Origin of the sequence: Actinospineispora spinosispora DSM 44797 (assembly GCF_000429025.1) — a bacterium.
Lineage (GTDB): Bacteria > Actinomycetota > Actinomycetes > Mycobacteriales > Pseudonocardiaceae > Pseudonocardia > Pseudonocardia spinosispora.
Genome location: NZ_AUBB01000020.1, coordinates 41,197 through 57,658 on the forward strand (window position 1 = coordinate 41,197; position 16,462 = coordinate 57,658).

The 16,462-nt window shown below is 66.3% G+C and carries 14 protein-coding genes; 6 read left to right on the forward strand and 8 right to left on the reverse strand.

The features are described from left to right. Positions 1 to 52: 52 nt before the first annotated feature. Complete coding sequence (locus tag G406_RS55150) at positions 53 to 910, forward strand: GNAT family N-acetyltransferase (protein ID WP_037075660.1); 858 nt, start codon at positions 53 to 55, stop codon at positions 908 to 910. 68 nt (positions 911 to 978) lie between these two features. Further along, positions 979 to 2,514, forward strand: a complete 1,536-nt coding sequence (locus tag G406_RS0107935; protein ID WP_028933433.1) for a GMC family oxidoreductase — start codon at positions 979 to 981, stop codon at positions 2,512 to 2,514. Positions 2,515 to 2,658: 144 nt separating this feature from the next. Here the strand turns inward: G406_RS0107935 and G406_RS0107940 are convergent, their stop codons facing one another. From G406_RS0107940 to G406_RS0107955, 4 genes are all read right to left on the reverse strand, one after another. Further along, positions 2,659 to 4,200, reverse strand: a complete 1,542-nt coding sequence (locus G406_RS0107940; protein ID WP_211241071.1) for a GMC family oxidoreductase — start codon at positions 4,198 to 4,200, stop codon at positions 2,659 to 2,661. A gap of 215 nt (positions 4,201 to 4,415) precedes the next feature. Further along, the gene (locus G406_RS0107945) at positions 4,416 to 5,120 is read right to left on the reverse strand and encodes an alpha/beta fold hydrolase (RefSeq protein ID WP_211241072.1); all 705 of its coding nucleotides are present in this window, start codon (positions 5,118 to 5,120) and stop codon (positions 4,416 to 4,418) included. 553 nt (positions 5,121 to 5,673) lie between these two features. Then, positions 5,674 to 8,400, reverse strand: coding sequence for a molybdopterin-dependent oxidoreductase (locus tag G406_RS0107950; RefSeq protein ID WP_028933436.1), 2,727 nt, complete (start codon positions 8,398 to 8,400; stop codon positions 5,674 to 5,676). Next, positions 8,397 to 9,191, reverse strand: coding sequence for an FAD binding domain-containing protein (locus G406_RS0107955; RefSeq protein WP_028933437.1), 795 nt, complete (start codon positions 9,189 to 9,191; stop codon positions 8,397 to 8,399). The genes G406_RS0107950 and G406_RS0107955 overlap by 4 nt, the downstream gene beginning before the upstream one ends. A gap of 312 nt (positions 9,192 to 9,503) precedes the next feature. On the opposite strand from G406_RS0107955, the gene G406_RS0107960 reads away from it, so the two are divergent. After that, positions 9,504 to 10,997 (forward strand): aldehyde dehydrogenase, encoded by a 1,494-nt coding sequence (locus G406_RS0107960; protein WP_028933438.1) that lies wholly within the window; start codon positions 9,504 to 9,506, stop codon positions 10,995 to 10,997. 43 nt (positions 10,998 to 11,040) lie between these two features. On the opposite strand, the gene G406_RS0107965 is transcribed toward G406_RS0107960, so the two are convergent. Next, complete coding sequence (locus G406_RS0107965) at positions 11,041 to 11,745, reverse strand: M24 family metallopeptidase (protein WP_028933439.1); 705 nt, start codon at positions 11,743 to 11,745, stop codon at positions 11,041 to 11,043. Between the two features lie 104 nt (positions 11,746 to 11,849). On the opposite strand from G406_RS0107965, the gene G406_RS56515 reads away from it, so the two are divergent. Further along, positions 11,850 to 12,209, forward strand: coding sequence for a gamma-glutamylcyclotransferase family protein (locus G406_RS56515; RefSeq protein WP_156934725.1), 360 nt, complete (start codon positions 11,850 to 11,852; stop codon positions 12,207 to 12,209). On the opposite strand, the gene G406_RS59660 is transcribed toward G406_RS56515, so the two are convergent. Continuing rightward, complete coding sequence (locus G406_RS59660) at positions 12,134 to 12,421, reverse strand: three-helix bundle dimerization domain-containing protein (RefSeq protein WP_425414572.1); 288 nt, start codon at positions 12,419 to 12,421, stop codon at positions 12,134 to 12,136. The genes G406_RS56515 and G406_RS59660 overlap by 76 nt on opposite strands. Before the next feature lie 272 nt (positions 12,422 to 12,693). Between G406_RS59660 and G406_RS0107975 the strand changes: the two genes are divergently transcribed. Beyond that, positions 12,694 to 12,933, forward strand: a complete 240-nt coding sequence (locus tag G406_RS0107975; protein ID WP_028933440.1) for a hypothetical protein — start codon at positions 12,694 to 12,696, stop codon at positions 12,931 to 12,933. On the opposite strand, the gene G406_RS59665 is transcribed toward G406_RS0107975, so the two are convergent. Then, positions 12,919 to 13,137, reverse strand: a complete 219-nt coding sequence (locus tag G406_RS59665) for a DUF5988 family protein (RefSeq protein ID WP_425414573.1) — start codon at positions 13,135 to 13,137, stop codon at positions 12,919 to 12,921. The genes G406_RS0107975 and G406_RS59665 overlap by 15 nt on opposite strands. Positions 13,138 to 13,583: 446 nt before the next feature. Between G406_RS59665 and G406_RS0107980 the strand changes: the two genes are divergently transcribed. Further along, positions 13,584 to 14,213 (forward strand): hypothetical protein, encoded by a 630-nt coding sequence (locus G406_RS0107980; protein WP_028933441.1) that lies wholly within the window; start codon positions 13,584 to 13,586, stop codon positions 14,211 to 14,213. Here the strand turns inward: G406_RS0107980 and G406_RS45310 are convergent. Then, a complete protein-coding gene (locus G406_RS45310) occupies positions 14,187 to 15,302 on the reverse strand; it encodes a ParB/RepB/Spo0J family partition protein (RefSeq protein WP_084215872.1) in 1,116 nt (371 codons plus the stop codon). The two genes, G406_RS0107980 and G406_RS45310, sit on opposite strands and share 27 nt — an antisense overlap. Positions 15,303 to 16,462: the final 1,160 nt, after the last annotated feature.

Genomic DNA, 16,462 nt, shown 5'->3' on the forward strand with positions numbered 1-16,462 from the left:
AATATCTCGAGGACCATCAGGTCGATGCCCGACGATTGGAAGACGTGACGCGGTGGACGTGGAGCTTCGACCGGCTGGTCCTTCCGACATTGAAGCGTGCGGCCGCATCTGCTGGTCCGCATTCAGTCGCCTCGCGGAACGGCATGGATTTCCTTCCAACGTCCCTTCACTGGCCGATGGCATCGGCTTGATAGAGTCGGTTGTTCTTCATCCGAAGATATATGGTGTCGTCGCCGAACTCGACGGAACGATCGTGGGGAGCAACTTTCTTGATGAAAGGAGCTCTATTTGCAGCGTGGGCCCACTGACCGTGGATCCGCACAGCCAAGGTATGGGTGTCGGGCACGCCCTGATGAACAACACCTTGGCGCGAGCCACGAGAATCACTGCCGCGGGCGTACGACTGGTTCAAGCCGGATACAACAGTCACTCCCTCGCGTTGTATACCCGCCTGGGCTTCCGCGTACGAGAACCACTCGCCTGCCTACAAGGCGACCTGGCCCGTCGCGACAACCGCGACAGGCTGGTACGTCCGGCAACTTCCGCGGACCTGGACGACTGCGCACGACTGTGTCACCGCATTCATGGGCACGACAGGTCCAACGAACTCATGGACTCCATCTCTCGAGGCGAAGGCATCGTCGCGATTCGAGGTACCCGAGTAACGGGTTACGCGACCGGAGTCGGACTGTTCTGCCACGCCGTGGGCGAGAACAACGAAGATATCTGCGCGCTCGTGTCCTCCGTTCAAGAAATACGGGGGACCGGAATGCTTGTCCCGGCGACCAACGCCGAGCTACTGGGGCATTTCCTGACCAACGGGCTCACCCTGGTTCACACGATGAACCTCATGACGCTGGGGCTCTACAGTGAGCCGACCGGTAGTTATCTTCCCAGCGTCGGATACTGAGTACGAAATGGCGCTGTTGTCAACGCAATGTCAACACCGTCATCGACGGCACGACCTATCTTTGTCCTATGTCCGGACCTGATTACGACTACATCGTCATCGGCGCTGGTAGCGCAGGGTGCGTGCTGGCCGCTCGACTGTCCGAGGACGACCGGGTCAGGGTGCTGCTGCTGGAGGCAGGTAGCTTCGAGCCACTTCCCACGATGGCTGTACCACCCGCCTGGCCGAGCCTGGGCGGAAGCGAAGCCGATTGGGCGGACCACACGGTCCCCCAGATCGCGAACGGGGACACGGTCCCCTTCCCTCGGGGACGCGGACTGGGCGGCTCCTCCTCCATCAACGCGATGAACTTCCTCCGCGGCCACTGGACGAGCTATGACGCGTGGGCCTCGGTCGGTGGCACAGGGTGGGGCTTCGACGCCCTGCTCCCCTACTTCGTGCGGTCGGAGACTGTCGCCGACCAGGCTCGGCGGGACCCGGGTCTGCGCGGACAGGCCGGCCCCCAGCGGGTCGGTCCGGCGGTCGAGCGCCATCCGATCAGCAGCGCGGGATTGGCGGCGGCGCTCTCGGTCGGCCACCGGCTCGCCCGGGATGTCGGAGGCGGCCGCGAGGAGGGCTTCGGCTGGGGCGACCTCAGCATCGCCGACGGTCGACGTCAGAGCGCAGCCGATTCCTACCTGCGGCCGGTACTCGTCCGGCCCAACCTTCGCGTTCTCGCCGACACCATGGCCACCCGGCTGCTCCTGAACGGGGACCGCTGCCTCGGGGTCGAGTACCGCCACGCCGGTCACCTGCACGAGGCGCGTAGTCGCACTGAGGTTGTGCTCGCGGCCGGTGCGGTCGGTTCGCCGGCGCTGCTGCTGCACTCGGGAATCGGCCCCCGCGCCCACCTCCAGCAAGTAGGCGTCCGGGCTCTGGTCGACCTGCCGGGAGTCGGGGCGAACCTGCACGATCATCCGATGTGTGGGCTCGTCTACCGAGCCACCACCACTGTCCCTCCCGGCGTCAACAACCATGGCGAGGTACAGGGCCTGGTACGCACCCATCGCGCCAGCACGGGCCCTGACGTGCAGATCCAGTTTGTGGACGTGCCCTTGCGTGCTCCGTCGCTGCCCGGTCCGGATCTCGGCGAGGGCTACACGATCATGGTGGCACTCATGCTCCCGGAGAGCCGAGGAACCGTCCGGCTCTCCGGCGGCTCGACCGAGGCGCCACCATTGATCGACCCGCGCTATTACACTGCCCCCGGCGACCTGGACACGATCGTGGCCGCACTTCACCTGGCACGACGGATCGGCGACGCCGCGCCGCTGGATCGGTGGCGTGCCGAGGAGGTACTCCCCGGCCCGGCCGGATGGCAGGACCTCGAGAGCCTGCGAGCCTACGCACGACGGAATCTGAGGACCTATTCCCACTACGGCGGCACGTGCCGCATCGGCACCGACGAGCACGCCGTCGTCTCTCCTGATCTGACCGTGCACGGCGTGACAGGCCTCAGCGTCGCGGATGCCTCGGTGATGCCCTGCCCGATCTCTGCCAACACCAACGCGACCGTCTACGCCATCGCCGAGCGAGCCGCCGATCTGATCGGCGCACGCTTCTGACCAGCCCAACAGTTGCGAATTGACTCGGTACCGGTGGCCTCGGTTCCGCCCGGTCCAGAACGTGGCTGCTGCTCCTCGGCACCGGCGTCGAGTTGTCGATCTCAGCAACGACCCGGTCCGTGGATCGTCCTAGGTAGAGATAGATCAACTCGTCAACATGGTGGCGGCCCGCTCAGCGATTGCGTACACGGTCGCGTTGGTGTTGGCCGAGATGATCGATGGCATGATCGAAGCATCGGCGACCCGTACCCCGGACACCCCGTGCACACGTAACCGGAGATCGACCACCGATGCGCTGTCAGTGCCCATCCTGCAGGTGCCGACCGGGTGGGAGTACGAACCCAGAGACCGTCGCACGTAGTCGTCGAGTTGGTGATCGTCCCTGATGTCCGGGCCGGGCAGCAGCTCCACGCCCCGCCAGGGAGCCAACGCGGCCGCCTCGCCGATCGCCCGGGCCATGCGCAGGCCTTCACGCATCCGAGCCACGTCGAGCGGATCGGCGTAGTAATTGGGATCGATGAGCGGCGGTGTGGCGGGGTCCGCGGTGGCCAGCCGCACGGTGCCCCGGCTGATCGGGTTCATGATCGACGGGCGGATGGTGAACCCGGCCGGTACGGACGCGAACCCCGGTGGCGGGATCGGCAGGTCGACGAAGAGCACCTGGACATCCGGTGCCCCGTGTGCGAAGCAGGTGCGGACGAGGCCGACCAGCTCAGCATGATTGGCTCGGCCCGGTGGCGCCCCGCGCGCACCGGGCCGGTAGATCAACGGGCTCACCGGATGGTCGTGCAGGTTCGCGCCGACCCCGGCTAGTTCACCGTGGACCGGGATGTCCAGTGCGCGTAGATTGCCCGCTGGCCCGACACCCGAACGCATCAGCAACGCCGCCGAGCCCACCGCGCCGGCGCACAACACCACCTCACCGAGGCAGCCGACCGTACCCGATCGGCCGGAGCCGGTGCGGTAATCAAGGCCGACGCACCGACCGTGCGCCCATCGCAACCGACCTACGACGGCATCCGGCAGGACGGTCAGGTTCGGCCGGGAGAGCATATCCCCGGTCAGATAGGCATCCGCCGCGCTCTGCCGAGCACCGCCGACGATGTTGTTGTCGAGCGCACCGAAGCCCTCCTCCAACCCACCGCAGATGTCACTGGCCGCCGGATGCCCGCAGGCCGCCGCGGCAGCCGAGCAGGCACGCAGCCAATCGTTCGGCGCCAAGGCCGGCGCCAGATACAACGGACCGCCGGACCCGCGCAGGGCGGGATCCCGCCTCGGCGCGGTTTCGCTGCGTTTGAAGAACGGCAGCAGGTCGTCAAAACCCCACCCACTGGCCCCTTCGTCGACCCACCGGTCGTAGCTGGAACGATGGCCACGGATGAACGCCATGGCGTTGATGGCGGACGAGCCGCCGAGTCCCCTACCCCGGGCTAGCGGGATAGACGTCCCGGTCGAGGCCTGCGTCACCGTGTTCTCGCCCCAGTTCGCCTCGGTCAGCCGCGCCAGCGGCCACGCCCCGGGGCGGTGAATGACCGGTTCGGTCAGCCGCCGACCAGCCTCGATGAGAAGGACGCGTCGACCGGGGTCGGCCGAGAGCCTGCTTGCCAGCACGCACCCCGCCGTCCCGGCACCCACTACGACGACGTCGTACCCGGTAGTCACCAGCCAGCCTCCCAACACCGACACTGAGCACAACTCTGGCCTCGACCGATCGACGTGAGATCAACAGATCGCCGACCCGGCTCGACCGGCCAGTGTGTATGCCCTTCCTGGAGGCCAGCCAACGGCGCGACCTCACGAACGCTCGAGGAGCTTCCGTGACTCGACCTGCGTCACGATCACCAGAGCCGCCCTCACCGATGGATTGCCGCGCGAGCCGCCGATCTGGTTGGGCAGCTACGTCAGGTCAGTAGCGCGGCAGCCAGCTCGGCGGGGTGAGTGAGCAGGCTTTCGTGGGTACCGGGCACCGAGGTCGGGGGCTGCCCGAGCCGGGCGGCGAACTCCGCGCCCGGCGGGGACAGGACCTGGTCGTTCTCGGAGAGCACGTACCGGGTCGCCAGCCCTAGCTCGGTCACCGGCCCGACGTCTAGTGCGTCGAGGAAATAGCTGCCCGGCTGCGGGGTCAGCAGCTCGTACAGCAGCCGTTGGGCCGGTTCCGGAGCGTCGTGCATCAGGACCGTGGTCCATTCGAACTCAGGGCTGATGGCACCGTCAGGGGAGGCCTCGATTGCCGCGCGGAGCAGAGCGGCGTTCTCCGGCGGAAGCTCTTCGATCAGGCTGACTCCGGCGATCGGGACGATCCCGTTGTAGTAGACGACCTCGGCCAGCCGGTCGGCCAGTTGGTGGGCGGCACCGGTGATCACGTAGCCGCCCCAGCTGTGGCCGACCAGGACCACGTTGGTCAGCTCCCGGGCCCGAACCTGTTCAACGACATGGTCCACCGCGTCCGCCAGGCGGTGTCCGACCGGGTCGTCGCCGTCACCGAGGCCAGGCAGAGTCAAGCAGACAGCGGTGTGCCCCGCGGCGCGCAGCCGCTTGGCCACGGGGTGCCAGCACCAGCCACCGTGCCAAGCCCCCGGCACCAACACATAATCGCGAACCTCCACGTTCTGCCTCCTCGAACCTCACGTACTCCAGAGGGCCATCCTGCTGAACGTCCATGGACGTTGCGTAAATCGTTGCGCTTCGCGGTTTCGTCGGCAGCGAGGTGAGCTGCCGCTGCCGAGCTCCTGGGTGTAGTCCGGAGAGCCCTGGCCTGACTCCCTCTACTTTCTTCCCCATCGCACCCAAAGATTTCGTCGGCACATCCAAGTCGGGCGAGGGTACTGCTCCTGGCTCAGCGCTACCCTCGCCCAATACTTGAAATATTATTTCGGCTCTATTGACCCACCAGCCGGTCTCGAATTCGAAACCTATCTTCCGCTGGTTCTTGAGATCGGGCGGCTTGGGGGCGCCTGAGGTATCGGTGCGGGCCTGCACCAGGCCCTCCGGATGCCCCGCTTGCTCCAGCATCCGCACCACCGCACGGTTACCGGCACGGCCTGCAATGCCGTCAACCCCGACGCAGGCCGACCACCTCGGGCGGCCGGGAGAGGCGCATTCGCCCGCTCGTCCTCGGCGCGGCCTGTGTTACCACGGCCTCGGACTCGCACGGACCTTTCAGCGTCGGTCCCGCACGCCGACCCAAATCCGATCCCGCCGCAACGGGAGTTCGGTGAATCGGACACCGGTGGCGTCACGGACCGCGTTGGCGAGCGCGGGCGCGACCGGGTTGAACGGGCTCTCGCTCATGGGTTTGGCACCGCGTGGACCGATCGCGTCCGTCGTGTCCACGAAATGGACCTCGGTGTCCGGGACGTCGCCGAACGTGGGTAACCGATACGTGCGGAACGCGGCGGTGGTCACGCTGCCGGTCTCGTCGATCTCGACCTGCTCGAACATCGCGGCGCCGAGTGCCTGGGCCACACCGCCCTCGACCTGTCCCCGGCATTGCATCGGGTTCATCACCTGCCCGGCGTCAGCCGCGTGCACGCTGCGCAGGATACGTAGTTCCCCGGTGTCGGGATCGACCGCAACCCGGAACCAGTGGACGTCGAACGCGACCGAACGTGGCGTTCCCTCGAACCGTCCCGTCCCGCTGAGGTCACGCCCGCCCGCCCGCGCGAGCTGGTGCAGTTCCTTGAGCAACACCTGACGCCCGCGTGCCTCGACCGCGTCGAGGACCAGCCGGCATTCCGATGCCGGCGCCGCGAGCGCGACCGACGCGAGATCGAGCAGCTCGGCGGCGAGCGCTCCAGTAGCGCGTAGCGTGGCCTTCCCCGCGACCACGACCCCGGTCGAGCCGAACGCACCGGTGTCGTGGCCGACCAGGTCGGTGTCGGACTGCCGGATCGACACCCGGTCGGGCAGCGAACCGAGTCGGTCCGCCGCGATCTGCTGGTGAACGGTCGTCGTGCCGTTGCCGAACTCGGCGGTGCCCACCGCCAGGTCGAACGTGCCGTCGGAGAGCAGCGTCACCGTGGCATCGGAGATGTGACCGTTCGGCGGGGTGGTGGCGATCATGGACAGGGCCGCTCCGTCACCGACCAGCCAACCCGGCGGTGGGGGCGCACAGGGTTCGGCCCTGGCCACGCGCACGACCTCGAGGCACTGGTCGAGACCGTAGCTGGCGATGTGCAGGTCCTCGTCGTGGCCGGCGGGGGTGACCAGCGCTTCGCCGTCGCGGATGATGTTGCGTTCACGCACCGCGAGCGGGTCCAGGTCCAGACGCCGGGCCAGCTCGTCGAGAGTCGATTCGACGGCGAAGGCGACCTGGCCGAGTCCGTAGCCACGAAACGCACCGGCCGGAACGGTGTGGGTGTAGACCGCGTAGCCCTCGGCTCGCTTGTTCGCGCAGCGGTACACCGCGAGTGATTCACCGAGGGAGTGGAACAGCACCGCGGGCCCGTGGTTGCCGTAAGCACCGGTGTTGGACACCGCGCGCACGTCCAGCGCGGTGAGCGTGCCGTCGCGGTCCGCTCCGGCACGGACCCGCACGGTGAACGGGTGTCGGGTGGTCGCGCCGTGGAACTGCTCGGCCCGGGTGAACTCCAGCTTCACCGGGCGCCGCAGGCGCAGGACCGCGAGCGCGACGATGTCCTCGACGAGCATCTCCTGCTTGCCGCCGAACCCGCCACCGACCCGGCCTGCCACCACCCGCACCTTCTCCGGGGGTAGGTCGAACAGTCGGCACAGGGCACGACGAGCGAGGAAAGGAACCTGGCTGCTGGTGCGCACCACCAGCCTCTCACCACCGTCCTCGGCCGGTTCCCACCAGGCGACCGCGCCGTGGGTCTCCAGGCTGGCGTGTTGCACCCTCGGCACCCGGAACGTCTCGTCCACCACCGTGTGGGCGTCGGCGAGCCCGCGCTCGACGTTCCCGATCTCGCCGTGCACCTCACCGGCCACGTTGGCTCCCGGCCTGGCGATGCCGGCCGTGACCGCGTCCTTGACGTGCACGATCGGAGCGCCGAGGCGAATCGCGGCCTCCGGGTCGAGGACCGCGGGCAGCACCTCGTAGTCGACGACGATCCGTCGGCAGCCTTCCAGAGCGTCGGCCTCGGTGTCGGCGACGACCGCCGCGATCCGCTGGCCGACGAACCGCACCGTGTCGTCGAGCAGCCGGGTGTCGGCCGGGTCGTCCTCGGCTCGTTCGTGCAGCCCAGTCGAGTAGTAGCGGTCCGGCACGTCATGGTGGGTGAACACCGCCCGCACCCCGGGCGTCGCCAGCGCGGCGGCGGTGTCGATCCGGACGATCCGGGCGTGCGGATGCTCGGCGCGCAGCAGCTTCATGTGCAGGACGCCGGGCACGTCGAGGTCGAAGGTGTACCGGGCCTTCCCGGTCACCACGTCCGGGCCGGCCGGTGCGGGTAGGTTGCGGCCGACCGCGCGGCCCGGCTCGGGTTGTTCCACGTGCCGGGTTCCGCTCAGTGCATCCCGGATGGCGCGGTAGCCCGTGCAGCGGCACAGATTGCCTTTGAAAGATCGCGGCAGCTCAGATCGCTGCTCGGAATCCAGTACCGCCGCGGTCATCAGATAGCCGGCGGTGCAGAACCCGCACTGGAAGCCCTGCGCATCGAGGAACGACCGCTGCACCGGGTGCAGCTCGCCCTCGCGGGCGAGGCCTTCGACCGTGGTCACCTTCTTGCCCGCCGCCCGCTGTGCCGGGTAGAGGCAGCTGTGCACCGCCGTCCCGTCGACGTGCACCGTGCAGGCCCCGCAGTCCCCCGCGTCGCAGCCCTTCTTCACCCCGAACCAGCCCCGCTCACGTAGATAGGTCCGCAGGCACTGCCCCGCGCACGGTTGCTCGGAGTGGAACTGTCCGTTGACGTGTACACCGAAGCTCATGTGGGCTCGCTCAGTTCTCGGCGTACCTGCTCGGCGAGACGATGGGTCATGTGCCGGCGCCACCTCGGGAGCCCGTGGACGTCGGAGAACCACCCGCTCGGCGGCACCGTTCGTTCGATCGCCTCGGCCAGTTCTTCGCGCCCCGGCAGGCCGGGAAACCCGAGTTGGAACGGGCGCACGGTGGAGGCTGTCACCGTCACCGTGGTGGCGCCCCCAGCCGGGTCCCGGGTCCCGATCACCAGCGCCGCCGAGCGACCCAGCTCGTAGAGCGACGCCTGTCGCATCGCCGACCGGCGCCGCAGAGCGTGCGCCGGCAAGGTGATCGAGCGGAGCAGCTCGCCCTCGCCGAGAACCGTCCGCCCGGCTCCTCGGACGAAGTCGCTGACCGGCACCACGCGCCGTCCGCCGTCCTGGGCCAGCAGCAGACATCTGCCCTCCAACGCGGCGCACAGCGAGATCATCGGACCGGCGGGCAGTGCCGCGCACAGGTTCCCACCGACGGTCGCGACGTTCCAGATCTTGAACGAGGCCAGGAATGCACGGCAACAGGGCAGGAACAACGGATGTGGGTAGGCGGACAGTTCGGCGACCGTGCAGGTGGCTCCGATCTCCAGACTGCCGTCAGCGAGCTGACGAAGCGACGCCCAGCCCATCTCGGTCAGATCGACCAGTCGCCGCACGGCGGGTTGGGGCTCGGAGAACAGCCACGTCCCACCGGCCAGCCAGGCGTCTCCGTCCCGCCAGCCATGAGCCGACCAGGGCCCCAGTTCCCGAACGGTGTCCAGGTCCATCGCACCTCCTCCACCACTGAGCACCCAGTCAAACGTGGCCGGCCAGCTCCCGGCGACTGGCCGCGGATACGGAAGTTCACGCGGACCGAGGCCGTTCGCTGGAGGATCATCCAAGGAAGAACCGGGCCTATGAATCCTTGTTCACGGATCTGGATGAGCGATCACTCCGATAATGCGGATACGCTGGCCGTGTCGGTCATCACGTCTGACGACCGTGTCGACAGCCGGTTGGTGCGGTCCCGGTCGTTCACGACATGCGCTCTGCCGACCTGCCCGCACGTGAACCCACCCGCACGGAGGGAATCCCAAGGCATGAGCTTGGCCAACGAAGTCACTGCACCCCTGCGCCACCCCGACCGCTTCTTCATCGGCGGCGAATGGGTGGAGCCGTCCTCCACCTCCAGCATCGACGTCATCGACTCCGACAGCGAGGAGCTCTTCTTCCGAGTGGCCGAAGCCCAGGCCCCGGACATGGACCGGGCGATCGGAGCGGCCAAGCAGGCGTTCGACCGCGGCCCGTGGCCCCGGCTGAGCCACGAGGAGCGAGCCGGATATCTGCGGGCCATGGCAGACGCCCTGGAGCGGCGCGGCGAGGAGTACAACAACATCTGGCCGAGAGAGTCCGGCGTCGTCCAGTCGACCGCTCGGTTCATGTCCCAGGACAATCCGAAGGCGTTCCGCTTCTACGCGGACCTGGCAACCACCTACCCCTTCGAACAGGTCGTGACTCCGAGCCCGTCGCCGGTACCCGGTGGCGAGTACGGGCTGCTCGTGCGTGAACCGGTCGGGGTGGTCGGAGCGATCATCCCGTGGAACGGCCCGTTGATGCTGATCGTGGGCAAGATCGCCCCAGCGCTCCTCGCCGGCTGCACCGTGATCGTCAAGGTGTCTCCAGAGGCCCCGGCGGCCGGCTACCTGATCGCGGAGATCGCCGAGGAGGTGGGCCTCCCGCCCGGCGTCGTCAACGTCGTCACCGCCGACCGGGAGGTCTCCGAGCTTCTGGTCCGTGATCCACGGGTCGACAAGATATCGTTCACCGGATCCACGGCGGCCGGCCGCAAGATCGGCGCCATCTGCGGTGAACGCATCGCCCGCTGCACCCTTGAGCTCGGTGGTAAATCGGCCGCGGTCATTCTCGACGACGCGGACTTCGCCGCCGCGGCGGCCGCGCTCGCCGGCGCCGAGTGCATGCTCTCCGGTCAGGTGTGCGCCTCCCTGACCCGGATCGTGGTGCCCCGGAACCGACACGACGAGTTCGCCGACGCGCTCGCCTCGGCGTTCTCCTCGGTACGTGTGGGGGACCCGTTCGACGCCTCGACGCAGATGGGCCCGCTCGCCATGGAACGCCAGCGCGACCGCGTCGAAGGCTACATCGCCAAGGGCATCGAGGAAGGCGCCCGGCTCATCACCGGCGGCGGCCGCCCCGCACACCTCGACCGTGGCTACTACATCGAACCGACCGTGTTCGCCGGAGTGGACAACAACCACACCATCGCCCGCGAGGAGATCTTCGGACCGGTGCTCTCGGTCATCCCCGCCGACGACGAAGAGCACGCCATCGACATCGCCAACGACACCATCTACGGGCTCAACGCCTCGGTGTTCACCACCGACAGTGCCCGGGCCCGACAGGTCGGAGGCCGACTCCGCTCCGGCACGGTCGGCCACAACAACATGCGAATCGACTTCGGGATCGCCTTCGGTGGGTACAAACAGTCCGGCATCGGGCGCGAAGGCGGCCGCGAAGGACTGCTGCCCTACCTGGAGACCAAGACGATGCTGCTGGACCAGGCCCCGTCCGCCTGACCGCTCGCGGATGGTGGGTACTGCCGTAGCCGTACCCACCATCTCAGCGGGCCAGGGTCAGCAGCTGCTCGTAGAACCCGCCGATCTCCTTCGGCCGATCCACCAGGTGAATCTCCAGAATCCAGTGGCTGACCCGGCCGACCTTGTTGGGACGACGCATTCGGCTCGTGTTGCCCGGAGCGATGTAGCTCTCAATGCGCTCACCGTCGATCAGCTCGTGCGGGAACTCGCCGACCAGGTGACCACTGTGCGGGCCGCCGAACTCCCAGCCCGCGGAACCGGCCAACGAGACCACATGGCTGTACAACTCGGCGCCGGTGATGTCGGGACACGCATCGAAGTACTCGCGACCCTGTGCCCAGATCGTCGGCAGGTCCGCTTGCAGACGCAGCTTCGTCGGATCGTCACCGAGCACATAGGTCCGCCCGAAGTCGGCCTCCCATTCCTCGAACACCGGGCCGAAATCGAGGAACACGATGTCGTCCTCGGTAATCGCACGGTCCGGCGGATTCTGCCGATACGGCTGCAAGGTGTTCGGCCCGGACCGGACGATCCGCTTGTGCCAATGCCGGCGAGTGCCGAACATGTCGGCCGCCAGGTCACGTACCTGAGCACTGACGCGGGACTCGAACGCCCCCGGTGCAATGATCCCCCGCCGCACCACCTCGTCGAACAGCTCCTCGGCCTTCTCCTCCGCCTCGACCAGCCGACGAGCCCTGGCCCCCTCATCGACATCAGATACAGTCATACCTCGATCATCACCCGGACCGCGGCGGAATGCACCCTCGGCCGGGTCTGATGCGCGTACCCCGGATTCCCGGGCGCGAGCCAGCGCCTGGTACAAACTGCTCCGTGGCGGCTGATCCGGACATTTTGTTGTTCTCCTACGGAACGCTACGCCAGGCCGAAGTGCAGCTCTCGACGTTCGGCAGACCACTCGATGGTTGGCTCGAAACGGTGCCCGGTTACCGGCTGGACTGGATCACGATTACCGACCCGGACGTGATACGAGCCAGCGGAAGCGATCGCCACCCGATGCTGATCGCGTCATCCGAGCCAGGCGCTTCGGTCGAAGGGATGGTCTTCCGGATCACCGCGGCCGAGTTGGCCGCATCAACGCCGCTGTCTCCATGCGGCTATTGGTCGAACTTGGCACGGGCGGCTCGCTCGATGATGATCGGAAGGAAGCTCCGCACCCGGGCGATCGAGTAGCGGTCTCGCAGTTCGGCGACCGTGCGCCGCACCACCTCTTCTGTGGGAACCGCGTGATTCGCATATCGAGCGACGAGTCGATCTTCCAGCTCGCGCAGCTGTTGGTCGATCTGCCGCGTTTCAAGAGTCTCAAGATTCGGTGCATCGGGCCGGGTGCTCACCGAGTCCTCCTCACAGCGTCGGGAACAACGCCAAGTGCATCGCCTCGACATAAACGTCAGATAAACGAGCCACGACCACGCATGAAGCAATGGCGCGGCCGAGCGACCGCCGTGTCGAGCGCGGCAGACAGCTTCTCGTCGTAATCCTTGCCGGTCCCGGCAGTTCTCACGATGGGATAAACCGGGAATTTAGCGGCCCTCGGTAAGTCTCTTGACCGATACACACGTCTATCGAGGAGCGGTGGATGAGATTTACGGTGCGACCGCCGAGGGAACTGATTCGACGATATCGCGCGGCCGGTGTATGGCGCGCCGAGACCCTCGTGAACGATGTGTTCGGCCGGGCCGAGCAGACTCCTGACGCACAAGCGGTACCGGCCTACCGCGACGAAGACGAGCTGGTCAGCCTGAGCTACCGGGAGCTGGTCTGCTGGGTGGAGCGGTTCGCCTGTGCGCTGGCCGAGCTGGGAGACACACGGATCGGCGAACTGCCGCGCAAACCACATGGGCAAGGTTCGGAAGATTCGGCTGCGCACCTGGCTCGTCAATCAGCCCTCCGGTGACATTCGCCCTCCTTCGCGATGGCTCCATTCATAGACGAGAACACTCGGATCGAATGCCATCCGTTCACCCAGAAACTGAAAGCATTCATAGCCCTCTCCGTACCTGCAACGTACTACCTCCTCAACATCGGTAAGCCTCAGCACACGATCCTCGAGCGAGAGACCAGCCGGCCCTCCGATGAGTACCGCACTCAGTGAACTCATTACTGACCTCCGAGCACCAAGACGAATGCCAGGCGCCGCGTTGGGGAAGTGGCGGGCTGCGACGAGCGCGTCCCTCAGACACGGTAGCCACGCTTCTTGCGGGGGTACAGCCGGCGAAAGCCGCACACGCCATCCTGGAAAATCTCATGATCCGGACCGTTCGACTGCCGCATCGCGTCAGTTGAACGGTCCGGATCTCTCTGTGTAGAATTTCCGCCCGTGCTCTCCGGCCAGGGGTCTTCGGGTAATAGACAACCAGTCATATGTAGGTACTGTGACATTCTGGACTCGCGGCGCCGGCGGTCTCGAGTGAGGCTGACCTCGGAGAATACGGTCGCAAGGTAGTCCGATTCACACTCGAGCAACTTTCTAGATTGTTCCACAATATTTCGGCCACCTCGAACGCGAATTTCGAGCAACCAGAACATGCCGAAAAGGGCGGACACATGTTGGAACACGGTTCGTTGAGCGACACCACACACGGCGTCCCGATGATCGGCGACAGACTCGACGTCAGTGCGCTGTGGGGCCTTTCGCCACGGTTCGATCTGGTCACGGCGATCGGCCAGCACCTGCACCGTGCGCTGAGCACTCAGCCCGGACCGAACTCCGTGACCTGTTACGACAGCTGGTCCGCGCGCATCGCCATCGAGGTGATCGCTGACCGGCCACGAACGGCGGACACCTGGCTGCTGGTCGCGGAACCGACTGCCGAGCTGCTCGTCCGAGCTGAGCGCCGCCAGGTGAACCTCACCGACGCGGCCACGCAGCCGACAAGGCGAGCGGGCGTGGTGGTCGCGCCGAGACTCGACGGGATGGCCGGCGCCGTGGGTGCGGAAGTGTCCTCGCTCAGCACCGAGCATGCCGCCCACTGCACCGTGGTGTGGTCGATGTCGTACTGCTGGCCGGACCAGGTGGCGTCGACCCGCGCGCTGTTCAAGGCCCATGGGTTCCACGAACTGGCAGTCGAATCGGTAGGGGTAGCCGTACCGCGGCTGCCCGGCTGGTTCGTCGCGTCGCAGACGCGCGGCCCGGCTCCGGTCCTCGTCTCACCCGGCGTTGCGACGACTTCTTGACTCCAGGGAATCACCCGGCGCCGGTATGCCACGGACGCGGTCGTGATCGTCCACCGAGTACGAGCTACGCAGCTGCCGTAGCTCGGCCGCGAAGGACCGGAGTACCTCTGCGTAGGCAATGCTCAGTTCCGCGACCGATTCCAGAGAGTGCACAGGCAACCGTCTCGCTATCCCCTCCTCCGCGCGAACGAGTGCCTGGCAGGAGTCGAACATGCGCAGAAGCGTCCTGCCTGCCTCGGTGAACCGGAGCGACGGGTCCTTGCAGAGCTGGTCGAAACTTGGCGTCAGCTCCGAGATCGACCTGTTCGAGAGCGGTTCCCTCGGACTCGAAACAGACACGTCGACGCGCCTTGTCACAGCCGGCTTCTTCGACTGTGTGCCGCGCATCGGCACCGGATCCTCCCCACGGCGAAGCCGATCGCGCACATCCGCCGCGGTCGCCGGCGCGATACCGGCTTCACGAGCCACCTGCCGAAGCGAGATGCCTGGCCTGCTGGCCACCAGTTCGGCGGCACGCGCCCGCCCGGCCGAGGCGTCCACCGGCCTGGACCGCCCGTCGCGCCCGATCCTGCTGGTCGGCTGAGGGACGTGGTCCGCGACTTTTGTCCGCAGCGCGGCAATCTTCCTACCGGAGAGTCCGACAACGATCGCGACCATTCGATCAGACCATTCCGGGTGCGAGGTGAAGATGTGCTCGGCCGCGGCAAGTCGATCGCCCTGGGACAGCGGCAGACCGTGCTGGCTGTTGGCCATCACCGAGAGCAGGAAAACATCTGATTCGCTGCCGTGGAAGAACCGAACCGAGATCTCGGTTTGACCGCGCATCATGGCGGCCTGCATGCGGTGCACGCCGTCCACCACTTTTCGCGACGGCAGATGGGCGACGATCGGCGGCAGGACCGCACCGGACTCGGCGAGCGCACGCACGTGTTCGGCATCCGCACCGGCAAGACGCGGAGACCCGGACGTGACCAGGGACGCGATGGGGACCCGCGACACTCGCGAACGCTGTATCTGGTCGTACTGGAACAGGAGATGTTTTTCTAGTGCACTTTCATTGAAGAGTAAGCCGCGCGTAGTGTCGTTCAAGCTAATCGTCCCCACGTGACTGAAACCGGAAAGAGCATCCGCACACAAGAATAGGCGTCGCACCCTTGCGGGGCGGACCGTCGAGGGCCCGCCAGCCCAATCTAGTTCTAGCTGCGCCACCAATAGTGAAACTATGAGTGGCCTTGACTCCAGGCAACCCGTTTGTGCAGGAAGTCACTAGCGAGCCCTTCGAGGTCGCTGACTGCGATACACCGCCAGGCACACCTGAGTGCTATAAGCACTGAGCCATCAATGGTCTAGATGAACGCTGAGCGAATTGACACACTATTTTCTGGCACTCACACATCACCTCACCCCCGCACAGCCATCCAGCTCGGGCCGGGTGCCGCGCAATAGATCGCCAAAGGTCACTGGGCGCCTGCCGTTCAGACGTCCATGTCGAAGGTCGGATCCTCAATCGCCGCGATACCGCCCACCGGCCGCGTCGCTCCCTTTCACGATGACAAACTTTAGTGGATCTCGCAGTATTAACCGCGCGAGATGATCATCGAGCAGTTGGGCGAGGCGCCGATCCCGGCGTCTCCACCCGAGTTCCCCGAGAAGTATGAATTTCAGTGTTCAACACTATTGGGTGACACTTGATACTTCTAACGAGTGACAGTGGGTACGCCGTCCGTTGCGTCCTACTGGACTGTGTGAGGGAACAGCTCGGGAGCAGGCGGCTGCAACGGCGCAAATCATGCGGGATGTAGTCGTGCCAACGACGCGCGGTACACCCGCCACAACGACTGAGAACGTCCTCAAGAAACGCCAAGAATTAAGTTGCCGCGGCCCCTCGGATCCATCTTCACGGTCGTCCGAGATTGGAAGTCGACAGACCAACCGTCACTTCGTCACTTACATCAGATGAACGGAGTCTTTCGGGTCAGGTAATACCCAGTGAAGCTGAATAGTGCGGTCATTCGAATACACGAATGCCTGCGCCACGTTCACTCGACCGTCAGGACACCCACCGGCTAGGTCCGAGACACATGTGCGGCGCGGGACTCCCACCGTGTGCCGCACCCGCGAAGACTCGACCTTCAGCTCGCGGGCATCCAGTGGCCTGAAAATCGGCTTCACGCTCAGGTCCGCCTAGCGGGTGAAGCCGACCCCTCGTCCGAGCTAACCCAGAACGCTGCCCCCGACATGTCGTCGCC

Excerpts from the sequence above, each read along its gene's own strand:
- G406_RS0107950 (WP_028933436.1), bottom strand. The coding sequence starts at position 8,400 with ATGAGCTTCGGTGTACACGTCAACGGACAGTTCCACTCCGAGCAACCG.
- G406_RS0107980 (WP_028933441.1), top strand. The coding sequence starts at position 13,584 with ATGTTGGAACACGGTTCGTTGAGCGACACCACACACGGCGTCCCGATG.
- G406_RS0107960 (WP_028933438.1), top strand. The coding sequence starts at position 9,504 with ATGAGCTTGGCCAACGAAGTCACTGCACCCCTGCGCCACCCCGACCGC.
- G406_RS59660 (WP_425414572.1), bottom strand. The coding sequence starts at position 12,421 with ATGTCGAGGCGATGCACTTGGCGTTGTTCCCGACGCTGTGAGGAGGAC.
- G406_RS0107955 (WP_028933437.1), bottom strand. The coding sequence starts at position 9,191 with ATGGACCTGGACACCGTTCGGGAACTGGGGCCCTGGTCGGCTCATGGC.
- G406_RS59665 (WP_425414573.1), bottom strand. The coding sequence starts at position 13,137 with ATGAGTTCACTGAGTGCGGTACTCATCGGAGGGCCGGCTGGTCTCTCG.
- G406_RS0107935 (WP_028933433.1), top strand. The coding sequence starts at position 979 with ATGTCCGGACCTGATTACGACTACATCGTCATCGGCGCTGGTAGCGCA.
- G406_RS0107965 (WP_028933439.1), bottom strand. The coding sequence starts at position 11,745 with ATGACTGTATCTGATGTCGATGAGGGGGCCAGGGCTCGTCGGCTGGTC.